This window comes from Halomonas tibetensis (genome assembly GCF_042643535.1).
Lineage (GTDB): Bacteria > Pseudomonadota > Gammaproteobacteria > Pseudomonadales > Halomonadaceae > Halomonas > Halomonas tibetensis.
This window is the reverse complement of sequence record NZ_JBHRSQ010000011.1, coordinates 131957-146992: the sequence shown is the minus strand read 5'-3', so window position 1 is coordinate 146992 and position 15036 is coordinate 131957. Positions and strand designations below refer to the sequence as shown.

Sequence of the window (15036 nt, the reverse complement as noted above, 5' to 3'; positions counted from 1 at the left end):
AGGGTCTGACCCCGAGGGGGAGTTAAGGTGGGGGTTAGAACGCGGCGACTTCGTCGGCGGTGAGTTCGCGCCATTCGCCGGGGGGCAGGCCGCCCAGCGCCAGCGGGCCGATGGATTCGCGGTGCAGGGCGGCGACGTGGCAGCCGATGGCGGCGAACATGCGCTTTACCTGGTGGTACTTGCCTTCAAAGAGGGTAAGTTCGGCCACGCTGGGCTCACGCATGGCCAGTTCCGCCGGGCGGGTGGGTTTGTCTTCGCCGTCCAGCGTGACGCCTTCGGCGAAGGCGGCCACGGCGCGTGCCAGCGCTTCCCCTTCCAGCGGCTCGTCCAGGGTCACCCGGTAGACCTTGCCCCAGCGATGCTTCGGGGAGGTCACCCGGTGGGACCACTGGCCGTCGTCGGTGAGCAGCACCAGGCCGGTGGTGTCCACGTCCAGGCGGCCCACCGTCTGCAGGCGTTCCGCCTTGGGCAGCGCCACCAGGTCGATGGCCCGCGGGTAGAGGGTGCGCCGGGCGGTGCACTCCACCCCGGCGGGCTTGTGCAGCATGAGATAGCGCAGCCCCACCAGCGCCAGCGGCTGGTCGTTCCAGGTCACGCGGTTGTCATCGCCGATCTGCATGGCGGGGTTCTTGACGATCTCGCCGTCGACGCTGACTTCTTCGCGGTGCAGGGCCTTCTTGGCCAGGCTACGGGTCAGTTCGGTGGTCTCGGCGAGAAAACGGTCCAGACGCATCAGTAGCCGACTCCATCGGATAGGGTGAAATGATCGGCATCGCGCCAGGCGGGAAATTTCTCGCGGAAGGCGCGAAGCTCCTCCAGCGACAGGGTCCCGGTCTTGATAAAGGCCTTGCCCTCGGGCTCGTCGATCAGCGCTTCGCCCTTGGCGTCGATCAGCATGGAATCGCCGGCATAGGGCAGCCCGTTGGCGTCTTCGCCGACGCGGTTGACGCCGATCACCGGGCAGAGGTTCTCGATGGCGCGGGCCTGCAGCAGGGTGCGCCAGGGGTGGCGCCGCGGCGCCGGCCAGTTGGCCACGCAGAGCAGGGCATCGTATTCGAAGTGCTCGTCCGGCGCCGGCTGCTGACGCAGCCAGACCGGGAAGCGCAGGTCATAGCAGACGCTGAGCAGCAGGCGAAAGCCCTTGAGCTCGACGATCACCCGCTCATGGCCCATGGCGTAGCGCTCGTGCTCGCCGGCCATGCGGAAGAGATGACGCTTGTCGTAGGTGGCCATTGAGCCGTCGGGGCGCGCCCAGGCCAGGCGGTTGAAGTAATTGCCGTTTTCGACCACTGCCACGCTGCCGGTGACCACGCAGCGGCGCTGCCAGGCCTGCTCCCGCAGCCAGGCGATGGTCTGGCTCTCGGCCATGGGTTCGGCCATTTCCCGGGAGTTCATGGTGAAGCCGGTGGCGAACATCTCGGGCAGCACGATCAGGTCGGTGTCGGCCTGGCCGAGATCGCCCAGGGTCTCCTCCAGCATCCGACAGTTGGCGTCGGGGTCTTCCCAGCGCAGGTCGCACTGCACCAGGGTCGCTCTCAGTTCGCTCATGGGGTGCTCCCGCTCAGGTAGGTGTCAGGGCGTTAGCGTACCCCAGGGCCGGCGCCACGTCAGCCGCTCCCGTGGCGGCGTGCCCAATAGCCTGCTAACGTACTCACTTCGATTCCCCGCCCTTCAGAGGCTCCATGCGCCCATCGCCCACTACCGCCCCCGATCGGGAGCCCGCCAAGGGGGTCGCCTTCGGCCTCTCCGCCTACATCATGTGGGGCTGTTTTCCGCTGTTCTTCGCTCTGTTCCAGGGGGTGCCGGCCTACGAGATCCTGATCCACCGGATCCTGTGGTCCTGTCTGTTCCTGGTGGGGCTGGTCACCCTGCTGCGGCGCTGGGCACCGATCCGCCAGGCCCTGAGCGAGCCGCGCCGGCTGGGCACGGTGCTGGGCTGTGCCGTGCTGATCGCGATCAACTGGGGGATTTATATCTATGCGGTGGAGACCCGCCAGGTGCTGCAGGCGAGCCTGGGCTACTTCATGACGCCGCTGGTCAACGTGGCGCTGGGCATGCTGGTGCTGCGCGAGACCATGCACCGGCTGCAGGCCATCGCGGTGGGGCTGGCCGCGCTGGCGATCCTGATCCAGCTGCTGATGCTCGGCGAGCTGCCGTGGATCAGCCTGGTGCTGGCGTTCTCCTTCGGCACCTATGGGCTCATGCGCAAGCAGGTGCCGCTGGATGGCCTCTCCGGGCTGTTCGTGGAGACCCTGCTGCTGCTGCCCGTGGCGCTGCTGACGCTGGGCTGGCTGGTGCAGGTCGATCTCTCCCACTTCCTGGGCGAAACCCGCACGACTCTGCTGCTGGTGGCCAGCGGGGTGATCACCGCCCTGCCCCTGCTGGCCTTTGCCGGCGCGGCGCGGCGGCTGCGCCTGGCCACCCTGGGCTTTCTGATGTACATCAACCCCACCATCCAGTTCGGCATCGCCCTGCTGGTGTTCGGCGAGCCCCTTACCGCGGCACAGCTGATTACCTTTCTGCTAATCTGGACCGGGCTTGCGCTCTACACCTGGTCGGCCTGGCAGAGCCGGACGCGCGCTCAGGCCTAGGGAAACGCGGCGTAACGCTTGCCGTAGCTGGCGGGCAGCTTTGGCACGAAACCGATATTCACGAAACCGACATTATAGTATCGATAAAAGGCCATACCGATACTATAATGTCGCCATGAAAACGAGACACGTTACCCTAAGCCCTAAAGCGTCCCTTTCGCTGCGCCTGCTTGCCGAGCTGATCGAAGAGGGAAGGCTTCGCAAGGGATGGACCCGAGACGAGCTCGCCGAGCGGGTGGGTGTCGGCGTGGTCACCATCCGTCAGGTCGCCAAGGGCTCCCCCCGGGTGGCCATCGGCACATACCTTGAAGCGGCGGCGCTGGTTGGCGTGTCGCTGTTTACCGATGACCTGGACACATTGAAGCAAGAACAGGCGACCCAGAGGGAACGGCTGACATTGCTCCCCAAGCGCGTTCGCCGCCAGACCCAGGAGTCCCTCGATGATGACTTCTAGCCGACGCGCCTATGTCTGGATCTGGCTTCCCGGGCAGACATCTCCCGTGGTCGCCGGTCTTGTCGAGCGCGATGATCAGGACCGCTATCGCTTTACCTATGGTCGTCGCTACCTCGCGCGCGATGATGCGATCGGGCTCTTCCCAGACGAGCTTCCCCTTCAGCCCGGGAACCAGACTCAGGCCGACGGTGCACTGCCCTCCTGCCTGCGTGACGCCTCCCCCGATGCATGGGGGCGTCGCGTCATCATCAACCGCCTGACCGGGCAGAAAGGCGATGCGGCTGATGGTGTCGACTTCAACGAGCTGGTCTACCTGCTGGAGTCCGGCTCGGACAGGATCGGTGCGTTGGATTTCCAGGAGTCTGCCACCGACTATCGGCCGCGAGAGAGCCAAACCGCCACCCTGGATGAACTGCAGGAAGCCTCAGCGTATGTGGAGGCAGGAGAACCGCTGCCTCCGGCGCTTGACCAGGCCATGCAGCACGGCAGCAGTATCGGCGGTGCCCGCCCCAAGGCCCTGCTGGACGATCGGGATCGCAAGCTGGTGGCAAAATTTTCTTCCAGCACCGACCTCTACAGCGTGGTGAAGGCCGAGTTCGTCGCCATGCGGCTCGCCAGGCAGGTGGGGCTCTATGTCGCTCCCGTCGAGATGGCTCGCTCACTGGGCAAGGATGTCCTGCTGGTGGAACGCTTCGACAGAGTGAAGGCCAAAGACGGCTGGAGTCGGCGCATTGTGCTGTCGGCCCTCACGCTACTCGGTCTGGACGAGATGATGGCCCGCTATGCCAGCTATGAGGATCTCGCCCATCGGATCCGAGGCGAGTTCGACCAGCCAAGGCAAACGCTGCGCGAGCTGTTCGGTCGCATCGTCTTCAACGTGCTCTGCGGCAATACCGACGACCATGCACGTAACCATGCTGCCTTCTGGGATGGCGCAAGCTATCGACTGACGCCGGCCTATGACATCTGTCCTCAGTCGCGAACCGGTGGCGAAGCCACCCAGGCCATGCTGCTGCATGGCCAGGAACGCCGCAGTCAGCTCGTCCATTGCCTGGCAGCCGCGGAGCGGCTCGGACTGAGCCATGCCCAGGCCCGTGAAATCATCAATCACCAAATCGCGACAATCCATGATAGCTGGGGTGCCATGTGCGACGAGGCCGACCTGAGCCCGGTCGACCGCAACTTCCTTTGGGGCAGACAGTTTCTGAATCCGTTTGCGTTGGAGGGCTATGCCGAGGCATGAGATGGCTCTCTCCTGGCGGCGCACTACTGACCAGAGCACGGATGTCTTGTCAGAAGACGGCTGCGCGCCCAGGCCTAGGGAAACGCGGCGTAACGCTTGCCGCCGCTGGCGGGCAGCCATCTCGGCATCGTCCGCATGACCGCTGCGCTGACGGCAGCATGATCATGAGTCCCTCGTTTTCTTTGAAAGCTCAAGAGACTTGCCCGGTGAGTCGAAAACAATCATTATTCGGCTCATAAAGTGAGTCGTAAAGATGCAAGCCGGCTCTACCGCCCCTCTGGAGATCTGGGATGACCGATCACACCACGACGTGGATCTGGCAGCACCCGGACTGGCCATGCTTCATATGGCGAGCCGCTGAGATCCAGCCTCGAGTGCAGGCGTGCTGGCGGGATCTCGGTATCCTTGTCGGCCGGACTGGGGCCCTGACGCCCACGGACGATCAGGACGCCGAAGCGAGAGCCGCCCTGGACACGCTGTTGCAGAGCATCGTCACGTCTTCGGCCATCGAAGGGGAGCGGCTCAATGTCGCCTCAGTCCGCTCGTCCTTGGCCCGGCGCCTTGGCATAGAAGAAGCGGAGGGAACGACCTCACCACGTTCCGAAGGCCTTGCGGAGTTGATGCTGGATGCCACCCTCAAGCCTGAGACGCCGTTGGACGCCGAGAGGCTGTTTCAGTGGCATCGATGGTTGCTCCCTGATGCTGACGTCGGCCTGACGACGCTGAGACCCGGGCAGTGGCGCGGGGTAGAGCCCATGCAGGTGGTCTCGGGCCGCCTCGATCGTCCCAAGGTGCATTTCGAGGCACCACCGCGAGAGGGGTTGGAACACGAGGTTGACCAGTTCCTCGCATGGTTCGAGTCCAGCCGGCATGATCCGACGCTGGATCCCCTGGTTCGGGCGGGCTTGGCACACGTCTGGTTTGTGACGCTGCATCCGTTTGAAGATGGTAACGGCCGGATTGCCCGAGCCATCGCCGACCGAGCCCTGGCGCAGGCGGATCAGCAGAGTATCCGCCTGTATGCCATGTCGGCGGCCATCCTGGAGCGTCGCGACGACTACTATCGTTGCCTAGAGGCGAGCCAGCGGGGCACGCCCGACCTGACCGCCTGGCTTGTCTGGTTCCTGGAGGTTCTGAATGCCACCTTGCTGGACGTTCTGAACCAGGTAGAGCGGACGCTGGCCAAAGCCCGCTTCTGGCAGCACTCCCGGGAGGCACGTCTGCTGCCCGAGCAGGTGAAGGTGCTGAACCGTTTGCTGGATGGCGGTGAGAGAGGCTTTGAGCACGGCATCAGTGCGTCGCAGTACCAGAAAGTCGCCAAGGTCAGTAAGGCAACCGCAACCCGCCACCTTGCTGACATGGTCGAGCAGGGCTGCTTGATAAAACTGCCTGGAGGGGGCCGCAGTACGCGCTACCTGGTGCCGGAGCAGTTCCGCCAAGGTAAGGAGCGGTAGGAGCCTTCACTGGGCGCGATAACCTATACGGCATGCAGAAGATGACCGCGCCGCAGCGCCGGCGGCAACAGTTGACCCATCGTGACCGGTCAGCTTACAAAACCAGAGCCAGCGAGAGACCGGTGAGCAAATCGGTCACGATCGCCGGAATGACCGGTCACGTTCGCCGGAATACGCAAGAATAGGGTGTCACACTAGAGACCTATTGATTGCTTTCCCTGCCATTGACGAGGCAATGCAGTTGCATTACCTTTAATGCATTACTTTTGCATTACCATTGAGCGGAGGCCAATCGTGAACACAGCTATTGAGGATGACTCCACCCTGACGAATCGTTACCAGACGACTGTTCCGGCATCGGTTCGCCGTGCGCTGAAGCTGAAGCGCCGCGATCGGATTCACTATGTGATTCGCCCCAATGGGGAAGTAGTGCTCACTCGAGCCCGCGATGAGTCCAGTCAAGACCCCGTAATTGCCAGCTTCCTGGCCTTCCTGGAGAGCGATCTACAGGAGCACCCGGAAAACATTCGTTCTGTCACTGCCAGCACCTTTGCCGAGGCTGAACGCCTGACTGCAGGCGTCGAGGTAGACCTCGATGAGGCGCTGCCAGAGGACGATGACGACGAATGAGCCCTCTAGAGATAAACGGATGGACGATTTACGCACATCCGCTGTTCCTAGAGCAGGTCGATGCGCTCACCGGCAAGGTGAAGCGACTGCAAGCAAAAGATCCGGACGGATATCGCAGCAAGCCAGCCACCAAGCGCCTGGCAGCGATTGTGAAGCTGGCCCTAAACGACATACCACAGGACCCCTCAGGCCCTCAGTATCGTCAAGAGAACACGCTCGGAACAGAGCATACCCATTGGCACCGGGCAAAGTTCTACCAGCAGTACCGGTTGTTCTTTCGCTACGACTTTGCTAACAAGATCCTGATTTACGCTTGGGTCAACGACGAATCTACCAAGCGCGCCTATGAAAGCAAACACGATGCTTATGCTGTCTTCCGCAAGATGCTCAGGAACGGTAACCCACCGGATAGCTGGGATGACTTACGGAGAGCGGCCATCAGTGATGGCGAACGCATCAAAACGCTTCTGGGAGCAGAGGAGGAAGATGAACCTTGACTATGACATGTAGGAGGCCTTCACCTCGTAATCCGTTCTCCAATTAGCCAGCCACTCTTCCACTTCGTCAGCGGTCGCCGGTAGCCTGGTAGTCCTCCCAGGCACTGAGTGTGCCCGCCGGAAGGCCTCCCGCCTTATCCACACGCTGGCCTTCCAGAAGAAAATCCAGAAGACGAGTAAGGCGGATCTCGAGCTGGCCGAAGCCAGATACCGCGCCTTGCTGAACGAGGTGAAACAATGAGCAATGAGACATTCGACAGCGTGTGGGACGCCATCGAGGACACTGCCGCCGAAGCGGAAAACATGAAGCTTCGCTCCGGTCTGATGATGGCCCTTGAGCAGCACATTACCCGGCAGGGCTGGACCCAGGGCGAAGCCGCGAAGCGGCTGGGCGTTACTCAACCCAGGGTGTCCGACCTGATGCGTGGAAAAATCCACCTGTTTGGTCTCGATACGCTGGTGAACATGGTGGTAGCAGCGGGGCTGCATATCGAAATGCGCGTACTCGACGCCGCGTAAGAAAACCTAAAGCAACGTAAGTAAACGTGCAACGTCCGCAGACCAGGGCAGCCAAGACGTACTGTTCGGTATCCCCCGCCAGTTCATCGAGCAGGAGGCGCGCCCCGGTGAGAGCTATGAGGATGCGGCTCTACGTCTTCTCCAGAAGAAGCGTGATCAGGCAGTGGAGGCCGAGCAAGCCTGACCCAGCAGTAATGCGGGCCCCCTTCCTCGGTGCTACCGGTACACCTCGCTCCGGTGAGCGATGCGCACGACCAGGATGCGAATTTCATCGTCCTCAATGTTAGCGATGATCCGATAGCTGCCCACGCGGTACCGCCACAGCTCTCCCAGCTGTCCTACCAGTGGTTTGCCGAGCTGACGGGGATCCTCCAGTGGTTGGATGCGTCCACGCAGGTAGTCTCGGATGCGCTTGGCGTCCGCATGGCCGATCTTCTTGAGCTGCTTGACCGCGTCATCGGTGAGTTCAATCCGCCAGGCCAAGGTCACGCTCCACATCGTCCAGGCTGTGGGTCGTCATCTCACCGCGACGGACCTGCTCCAAGGTCTTCTCGGCCAGGTAGATGTCCTCGAGGTCATCCAGGTGCTCCAGGATAGCCTCGCGGGCATAGAAGCTCTTGGTACGGCCGGTGGCCTTGGCCAGGGCCTCAAGACGCTCCTCAATTTCGCTAGGTAGGCGTAACGCCAACATGCTCGAGCCCTCCAATAGGCAATTTGATATACAAGTATAGCATATCGCGCCCAAACCAGTAGCGCCGGGCTGCCCAGAAGGGGGATACGCGCGGCACGTTCAGCCGGAGTGTCGGGCTGGCTGGCCTTCAGGGCGGCGTAAAGCGCCGTCTTGCTGACCCGGATCCGTGCTGCGGCCTCGCGAACGTTCAGCCCATTGGCCAGGTGCTCCCTTGCTCGCCTCAGCTTCTCGTCGGTGACGACGGGCTTGCGTCCCCCTTTGCGCCCACGGGCGGCGGCAGCGGCTAGCCCCGCCTTTGTGCGATCCCGGATCAGGTCGCGCTCGAACTGCCCCAGGGCGCCGAACACGTGGAAGATCAGCCGCCCACCCGGCGTGGTGGTATCGACGGCTTCGGTCAGCGACCGTCAGGCCGGGTCGTTCCGCCGTGGCCCCGGAGACGGTGTCATCGAAGATTCGCTCGCACCCCGCCTTGCGGAGCGCATCGGTCTGCAAGGCAGTGTCCTGCTCCGCCGTCGAGACCCGCGCATAGCCGATCAGCGCCAGTGACCGCCCTTTTGTCCATTAATCCGTCCGCCTACCTTATTGTCCGAAAACCCATCAAACAAGCCTATTTTCGGACAATGTCCGGGTTGGCCGTCTAATGATGGTTTCAGCTCACCAGGGTCGCCAGCTTGGCCAGTACGTCATCCATGACCTCTGGCGGAACGCTCTCCACCCATCGCCCCTGACGGGCTTCGATATCCAAGGTGCGCACCTGGCTGCACAACACGACGCCGGTGGTGGTCGTACCCGCATCGGCCAGCGACACCGTGAAGCCCCGGGAGCGAGCGAAACCGCCACCGTTGGTGATCGGCGTGACCAGGGGCGTGCCTGTGGCGAGGTTGAACGCGTCAGGTGACACGATCAACACCGGGCGCATGCCTTGCTGTTCATGGCCCCGAGTGGGGTTGAGCGAGACGAAATAGATGTCACCGCGCCGCATTACAGCAGCTCACGGCCGACGGGCTCGGCATCCAGCCACTCACGCTCGTCGGCAGACATGTCCGCCGTGGTGTCGCACTGGGCCAGCAGCTCCTCGAGGGAGTAACGGGGTTTCGCCGGCTCCACGACCAGGCGTCCGTGTTCGATCTCGATCTCGACCTGAGAGCCGGCGTGCAGATGCAGCTGATCGAGCAGTGCCCGCGGCACCGCCATCATGACGGAGCCGCCGACGCGGCGAAGATTGGTGGTGCTCATGTTGACCTCCTGAGCGGGTCGCGCTATTTAGTTATATAAAAATATAACTCATCGCTACGCACAGCGCAATCGGCTGCCCGGCGCGTCTCTAGGAACTGTCCGACTTCCAGCTAGAAGCTGGACAGTGTGACGTACCATCAGAGGCGCTACCAATCACGCTTACTGCGGGGCAAGAAAGGTCCGTTTCCTGCGCACGACAAGGTTTACGTGGCTTCTTTGCAGAAAACCGCCCCTCCAAGTACTCGCTGGCCGAGACCGGCGACATGGTGGCCGTCAACAGAGCGCTGGCCATCTTCCTGGGCTTTGCATGAGCGAAGCTGGTTGGCTGCCCAAGCCCGGGAGCCCTTCGGGCTCCATTCGCGCAGCAAAGCTGCGCTCCCACAAAGGGCCTTTCACCCTTACCCTAAGCAGCAAGCCTTGGTGGCATTCTCCTTCGCGCAGCGGAGCTGCGCTCCCACAAAGGGCCGTTCACTCCCACCGAAGGCAGCAAGCTTCGGTGGCGTTTTTCTTCGCGTAGCATTACCCGAAACCCCATCATACAGGTCTGTTCTCGGACTTTTTCCGGGTTGAGCGTCTGATGATCGTTTTCTGGACACCCTTTCCGTTGCATGTAACGGAGGAGCGCACTACCCTGTTACATGAAACGAACGGAGGATTCGCCATGGTGACAACCGACAACGTGAACAATCGGGTGAAGAAGCACCGGGCAGCCTTGCGTGCGGCCGGCCTGCGCCCGATCCAGATCTGGGTACCGGATACCCGACAACCCGGTTTCGCCGAAGAAGCCCGCCGCCAGTGCGCTGTCGTAGCCGCTGCCGACGCCGGGGATCAGGACCTGCAGGACTTCATGGACGCAGCACTACTGGACCTGGACGATGACGAGGTTGACGCATGAGGCGTGGTGACCTGGTGACCATTGCCCTGTCGGGTGACTTCGGGAAGCCGCGTCCCGCCCTCATCGTCCAGTCGGATCAGTTTGCCGGAACCGGCAGCGTGACGGTGCTGCTGCTATCCAGCACCCTGGTCGATGCGCCATTGATCCGTCTCGATGTTGAGCCCAACCCCGAGAATGGCTTGCAGAGAAGCTCCCAGATCATGGTGGACAAGCCCATGACGGTGAGGCGAGAGAGAGTTGGGGAGGCCTTCGGCCACCTCGATGACAGCGCCATAGTGGCCGTCAACAGAGCGCTGGCCGTCTTCCTGGGCTTTGCATAAGCGAAGCTGGTTGGCTGCCCAAGCCCGGGAGCCCTTCGGGCTCCATTCGCGCAGCGGAGCTGCGCTCCCACAAAGGGCCTCAACCCCCACCGGAGGCAGCAAGCCTCGGTGGCGTTTTTCTTCGCGCAGCATTACCCGAAACCCCATCATACAGGTCTGTTCTCGGACTTTTTCCAGGTTGGGCGTCTAACGATCGTTTGACGAACTAGATCAAAAGATCCAAAGTATCACTTGGTATTACCAAGTGATAGGGAAACCGCAATGGCAACATCGCTCAGGATCGACGATGCGTTGAAGGGACGTGTCCAACACCTTGCCAGTCAGCGCCGTCGCTCGCCACACTGGATCATGCTTGAAGCCATCCAGCAGTACGTTGAACGCGAGGAAGCCCGCGAGAACTTCAAGCAAGAAGCCTTGGCCTCCTGGGAGGCCTACAAGGAAACCGGTCGCCACCTGACCGGCGAGGAAGTGCGCATCTGGTTGAACACCTGGGGCAGCGATGACGAAAAGGACATACCTGGGTGCCACGAGTAATCATCACCGAAGGCGCTGCAGATGGCCTGGAACGGTGCCGGCGGTCCCTGGCCATCAAGAAAGAAGCCGGCTCCTGAATGGATGCCGGATTTTCAGCTTCACGCGCATAGGACTGCTGACACCGCGGTAACACCAACAAAACCCGGCGGTAGTCGCCGGTCTTGGTCGGTGTTACCCGAGAGCCCTGCGGGCTCCATTCGCGCAGCGGAGCTGCGCTCCCACAAAGGGCCCTTCACCCCCACCGGAAGCAGCAAGCCTCGGTGGCGTCTTCTTTCGCGCAGCAAAGCTGCGCTCCCACAAAGGGCCCTTCACCCTCACTGGAAGCAGCAAGCCTCGGTGGCGTCTTCTTTCGCGCAGCGGAGCTGCGCTCCCACAAAGGGCCCTTCACCCCCACCGGAAGCAGCAAGCCTCGGTGACTTCTTCCTTCGCGCAGCAAAGCTGCGCTCCCACAAAGGGCCTTTCACCCTCACTGGAAGCAGCAAGCCTCGGTGGCGTTTTTCTTCGCGTAGCGGAGCTGCGCTCCCACAAAGGACCCTTCACCCTCACTGGAAACAGCAAGCCTAGGTGGCACTCTCCTTCGCGCAGCGGAGCTGCGCTCCCACAAAGGGCCTTTCACCCTTACCCTAAGCAGCAAGCCTCGGTGGCGTCTTCCTTCGCGCAGCGGAGCTGCGCTCCCACAAAGGGCCCTTCACTCCCACAGGTTCAGTGCACCTCCACCAGGTTCAGTGCACCCCCACCCGCTTCAGGGCAGCCCTTCCCGGTTTAGCGCTGGCTGGCGGTGAGGGCTTGGTCGAGATCGGCGAGGATATCGTCGATGTGTTCGATGCCGATGGAGAGGCGCACCATGTCCGGGGTGACGCCGGCCTTGACCAGTTCTTCGTCGTTGAGCTGGCGGTGGGTGGTGGAGGCCGGGATCGAGGAGCAGGTCTTGGCGTCGCCGATGTTGACCAGGCGCAGGATCAAGTTGAGGGCGTCGTAGAAGCGTTCACCGGCTTCGCGGCCGCCCTGGATGCCGAAGCTGAGGATGCCGGAGGCGCGTCCGTTCATGTATTTCTGCGCCAGGGCGTGGTCCTTGTGGCTGGGCAGGCCGGCGTATTTCACCCAGCTGACCGCGGCGTGTCCTTCGAGGTATTCAGCCACGCGCTGGGCGTTGGCGCAGATCCGCTCCATGCGCAGCGAGAGCGTCTCCAGGCCTTGCAGCAGGTTCCAGGCCGCCTGGGCGGAGAGCGCCGCCCCCATGTTGCGCAGCGGCACTACGCGGGCGCGACCGATAAAGGCCGCTTCGCCGAGGTCCCGCGTGTAGCAGACCCCGTGGTAGGAGACGTCCGGCTCGTTGAGCAGCGGGAAGCGCTGGGCGTTTTCGGCCCAGGGGAACTTGCCGGAGTCGATGATCACGCCGCCCACGGTGGTGCCGTGGCCGCCGATGTACTTGGTGGCCGACTGCACGACGATATCGGCGCCGTGTTCGATGGGCCGCCACAGGAAGGGGGTCGGCACGGTGTTGTCGACGATCACCGGCACGCCGTGGCGATGAGCCGCCTCGGCGAGGCGGGCCAGGTCGACCACGCTGCCCGAGGGGTTGCCCACGGTTTCGCAGAAGACCGCCTTGGTGCGCGCGTCGATCAGCCCTTCGATGCCGTCGATGTCGTCCTTGTCGGCGAAGCGCACTTCGATGCCCTGGCGCGGCAGGGTGTGGGCGAAGAGGTTGTAGGTGCCGCCGTAGAGCTCGCTGATGGAGACGATGTTGTCGCCCGCCTCGGCAATAGTCTGGATGGCGTAGGTGATGGCCGCCATGCCCGAGGCTACCGCCAGGCCGGCGATGCCGCCTTCAAGGGCAGCGACGCGCTGCTCCAGCACGCCGCAGGTGGGGTTCATGATCCGCGAGTAGATATTGCCCTCGACCTTGAGGTCGAAGAGATCCGCGGCATGCTGGGCGCTGTCGAAGGAGAACGAGGTGGTCTGGTGGATGGGAACCGCCACCGAGTGCTGATCGTCGGGGGTGTAGCCATGGTGCAGGGCGATGGTGTCGCGTTGCATAACGTGTCCTTGGATTGAAGGGGTGACAAGTCACCCAATGCTAACCAACTCTGACTCGCGCCACTAATATCGTTTAGTCTCTGTCGCTATAACTTGACCACAACCCTTCACGACTGACCACGCCCTGACGGTGGCCCCACGGAGGCACATGCGGATGTTCAAGCGCTACCTGCCGATTCTCGCCTGGCTACCCCACTACAACCGACGGCTGGGCGCCGCCGACCTGCTGGCCGGGCTGATTGTCACCGTGATGGTGATTCCCCAGTCCCTGGCCTATGCGCTGCTCGCTGGCCTGCCCGCCGTGGTGGGGCTCTACGCCAGCATCCTGCCGGCGGTGCTGTATGCGCTGCTGGGCACCAGCCGCACCCTGGCGGTGGGGCCGGTGGCGATCATCGCGCTGATGACCGGGGCGGCGCTGTCCAGCGTGGCAAGCCCGGGGTCGCCGGAGTATCTGCAGGCGGCGCTGGTGCTGTCGCTGCTCTCCGGGCTGATTCTGACCGTGATGGGCCTGCTGCGCCTGGGCTTTTTCACCAACTTTCTAAGCCACCCGGTGATCGCCGGTTTTCTCTCCGCCTCGGGGATCCTGATCGCGGTGAGCCAGGCCGCCCACCTGCTGGGGGTCGAGGCCAGCGGCTATACCGCCATCGCCCTGCTGGGCAGCTTGGCGACTCGCCTGGGTGCCGTTCACTGGCCTACGCTGGCGCTGGGCGCCGGCACCCTGATCTTCCTGCTGCTGTGCCGGCGCTACGCCAAGGGGATGCTGCGCCACCTGGGCCTGGCCGAGACCGGCGCTGCCCTGCTGGCCCGCTCCGGCCCGGTGCTGGCGGTGGCGGCCACCACCGCGCTGAGCTGGCAGCTCGGCCTGGCCGAACTTGGCGTGGCGGTGGTCGGCGACATTCCCGGCGGGCTGCCGCCTCTCACCCTGCCCGGCGTCGATATCTCGCTGTGGCGCGCGCTGCTGGTGCCGGCGCTGTTGATCAGCGTGGTGGGCTTCGTGGAGTCGATCTCCATGGCCCAGATGCTGGCCGCCCGGCGGCGCCAGCGCATCTCGCCCAACCAGGAGCTGATTGGCCTGGGCGGGGCCAACCTGGCGGCGGCCTTCTCGGCGGGCATGCCGGTCACCGGGGGGCTGTCGCGCACCGTGATCAACGACGAGGCCGGCGCCCAGACCCCCATGGCGGGGCTGTTTGCGGCGCTGGGCATCGGCCTGGTGACCCTCGCCTTTACGCCGCTGCTGCAGCACCTGCCCATCGCGACCCTGGCCGCTACCATCACCGTGGCGGTGCTGACCCTGGTGGACATCCCGATGATCCGCCAGACCTGGCGCTACTCCCGGGCCGATTTCTCGGCCATGGCGGTGACCATCCTGCTGACCCTGGTGGAGGGAGTCGAGGCCGGCATCATCAGCGGGGTGCTGCTCTCCATGGGGCTGTTCCTCTACCGCACCAGCCGCCCCCATAGCGCCATCGTGGGCCGCATTCCGGGCACGGAGCACTTTCGCAGCGTGACGCGCCACGAGGTACAGACCCTGAGCCACGTGGCCTTTCTGCGCATCGACGAGAGCCTCTATTTCGCCAATGCCCGCTACCTGGAGGATACCGTCCACGCCATGGTGGTGCGCCGCCCCGGCCTGGAGCACGTGGTGCTGATCTGCTCGGCGGTGAACCTGATCGACGCTTCGGCCCTGGAGAGCCTGGACGCCATCAATGCCCGCCTGAAGGAGTCTGACGTCACCCTGCACCTGGCCGAGATCAAGGGCCCGGTGATGGACCGCCTCAAGCGCAGCGACTTCCTCGATGACCTGACCGGGCGCGTCTTCCTCAGCACCTACGCCGCCTGGCAGGCGCTGGGCAACCCGCCCGAATAGTCCTCGGCGTTCGCCGCCCGGGCATACAAGCCTGTAGGTAAAGGCTATGATGGGACAGCGCGCTACGC

The 15036-nt window shown here is 63.4% G+C and carries 18 protein-coding genes and 1 pseudogene; 11 read left to right on the top strand and 8 right to left on the bottom strand.

What is annotated here, in order from left to right; genetic code table 11:
- Positions 1-34: 34 nt before the first annotated feature.
- Positions 35-733: a pseudouridine synthase gene (locus ACFODV_RS08980; RefSeq protein ID WP_379757868.1), complete on the bottom strand. Its 699-nt coding sequence runs from the start codon at positions 731-733 to the stop codon at positions 35-37.
- A complete protein-coding gene (locus ACFODV_RS08975) occupies positions 733-1548 on the bottom strand; it encodes an amidohydrolase (protein ID WP_379757865.1) in 816 nt (271 codons plus the stop codon). Before ACFODV_RS08975 ends, ACFODV_RS08980 begins: the two co-directional genes overlap by 1 nt.
- 134 nt (positions 1549-1682) lie before the next feature.
- Between ACFODV_RS08975 and rarD the strand changes: the two genes are divergently transcribed.
- The 7 genes from rarD (at position 1683) to ACFODV_RS08940 (ending at position 7388) form a co-directional block, all read left to right on the top strand.
- Positions 1683-2591 (top strand): EamA family transporter RarD, encoded by a 909-nt coding sequence (gene rarD, locus ACFODV_RS08970; RefSeq protein WP_379757862.1) that lies wholly within the window; start codon positions 1683-1685, stop codon positions 2589-2591.
- A 115-nt stretch (positions 2592-2706) separates the two neighbouring features.
- Positions 2707-3045, top strand: coding sequence for a helix-turn-helix domain-containing protein (locus tag ACFODV_RS08965; RefSeq protein WP_379757859.1), 339 nt, complete (start codon positions 2707-2709; stop codon positions 3043-3045).
- Complete coding sequence (locus ACFODV_RS08960) at positions 3032-4288, top strand: type II toxin-antitoxin system HipA family toxin (RefSeq protein ID WP_379757856.1); 1257 nt, start codon at positions 3032-3034, stop codon at positions 4286-4288. Before ACFODV_RS08965 ends, ACFODV_RS08960 begins: the two co-directional genes overlap by 14 nt.
- A gap of 290 nt (positions 4289-4578) precedes the next feature.
- On the top strand, positions 4579-5742 hold the full coding sequence (locus ACFODV_RS08955) for a Fic family protein (RefSeq protein ID WP_379757853.1): 1164 nt from the start codon (positions 4579-4581) through the stop codon (positions 5740-5742).
- Between the two features lie 294 nt (positions 5743-6036).
- Positions 6037-6372 (top strand): type II toxin-antitoxin system PrlF family antitoxin, encoded by a 336-nt coding sequence (locus ACFODV_RS08950; RefSeq protein ID WP_379757850.1) that lies wholly within the window; start codon positions 6037-6039, stop codon positions 6370-6372.
- A complete protein-coding gene (locus ACFODV_RS08945) occupies positions 6369-6869 on the top strand; it encodes a type II toxin-antitoxin system YhaV family toxin (protein WP_379757847.1) in 501 nt (166 codons plus the stop codon). Before ACFODV_RS08950 ends, ACFODV_RS08945 begins: the two co-directional genes overlap by 4 nt.
- A 237-nt stretch (positions 6870-7106) precedes the next feature.
- Positions 7107-7388 (top strand): helix-turn-helix domain-containing protein, encoded by a 282-nt coding sequence (locus ACFODV_RS08940; protein WP_379757845.1) that lies wholly within the window; start codon positions 7107-7109, stop codon positions 7386-7388.
- Between the two features lie 216 nt (positions 7389-7604).
- On the opposite strand, the gene ACFODV_RS08935 is transcribed toward ACFODV_RS08940, so the two are convergent.
- The 5 genes and pseudogenes from ACFODV_RS08935 to ACFODV_RS08915 form a co-directional block, all read right to left on the bottom strand.
- Positions 7605-7871 (bottom strand): type II toxin-antitoxin system RelE family toxin, encoded by a 267-nt coding sequence (locus ACFODV_RS08935; RefSeq protein ID WP_379757842.1) that lies wholly within the window; start codon positions 7869-7871, stop codon positions 7605-7607.
- A complete protein-coding gene (relB, locus tag ACFODV_RS08930; RefSeq protein ID WP_150094867.1) occupies positions 7855-8079 on the bottom strand; it encodes a type II toxin-antitoxin system RelB family antitoxin in 225 nt (74 codons plus the stop codon). Before relB ends, ACFODV_RS08935 begins: the two co-directional genes overlap by 17 nt.
- A gap of 272 nt (positions 8080-8351) precedes the next feature.
- A pseudogene (locus tag ACFODV_RS16795) lies at positions 8352-8613 on the bottom strand (recombinase family protein); the annotation flags it as partial.
- A gap of 115 nt (positions 8614-8728) precedes the next feature.
- Entirely contained in the window at positions 8729-9061 is a 333-nt protein-coding gene (locus tag ACFODV_RS08920) for a type II toxin-antitoxin system PemK/MazF family toxin (RefSeq protein WP_379757839.1), read from the bottom strand.
- Positions 9061-9315 (bottom strand): AbrB/MazE/SpoVT family DNA-binding domain-containing protein, encoded by a 255-nt coding sequence (locus ACFODV_RS08915; protein ID WP_379757836.1) that lies wholly within the window; start codon positions 9313-9315, stop codon positions 9061-9063. The genes ACFODV_RS08920 and ACFODV_RS08915 overlap by 1 nt, the downstream gene beginning before the upstream one ends.
- 661 nt (positions 9316-9976) lie before the next feature.
- On the opposite strand from ACFODV_RS08915, the gene ACFODV_RS08910 reads away from it, so the two are divergent.
- The 3 genes from ACFODV_RS08910 to ACFODV_RS08900 all read left to right on the top strand — a co-directional run bounded on the left by ACFODV_RS08910 (position 9977) and on the right by ACFODV_RS08900 (position 11064).
- Positions 9977-10210: an antitoxin MazE family protein gene (locus ACFODV_RS08910; protein ID WP_379757833.1), complete on the top strand. Its 234-nt coding sequence runs from the start codon at positions 9977-9979 to the stop codon at positions 10208-10210.
- Complete coding sequence (locus tag ACFODV_RS08905) at positions 10207-10530, top strand: type II toxin-antitoxin system PemK/MazF family toxin (protein ID WP_379757830.1); 324 nt, start codon at positions 10207-10209, stop codon at positions 10528-10530. The genes ACFODV_RS08910 and ACFODV_RS08905 overlap by 4 nt, the downstream gene beginning before the upstream one ends.
- 261 nt (positions 10531-10791) lie before the next feature.
- Positions 10792-11064 (top strand): CopG family ribbon-helix-helix protein, encoded by a 273-nt coding sequence (locus ACFODV_RS08900; protein ID WP_379757827.1) that lies wholly within the window; start codon positions 10792-10794, stop codon positions 11062-11064.
- A 762-nt stretch (positions 11065-11826) separates the two neighbouring features.
- Here the strand turns inward: ACFODV_RS08900 and ACFODV_RS08895 are convergent.
- Positions 11827-13101, bottom strand: a complete 1275-nt coding sequence (locus tag ACFODV_RS08895) for an O-acetylhomoserine aminocarboxypropyltransferase/cysteine synthase family protein (RefSeq protein WP_379757824.1) — start codon at positions 13099-13101, stop codon at positions 11827-11829.
- A 154-nt stretch (positions 13102-13255) separates the two neighbouring features.
- Here ACFODV_RS08895 and ACFODV_RS08890 point away from each other — a divergent pair, with 154 nt between their 5' ends.
- Positions 13256-14968 carry a SulP family inorganic anion transporter gene (locus tag ACFODV_RS08890; RefSeq protein ID WP_379757821.1) on the top strand — a complete coding sequence of 571 codons (1713 nt, stop codon included), beginning with the start codon at positions 13256-13258 and terminating at the stop codon, positions 14966-14968.
- Positions 14969-15036 lie beyond the last annotated feature (68 nt).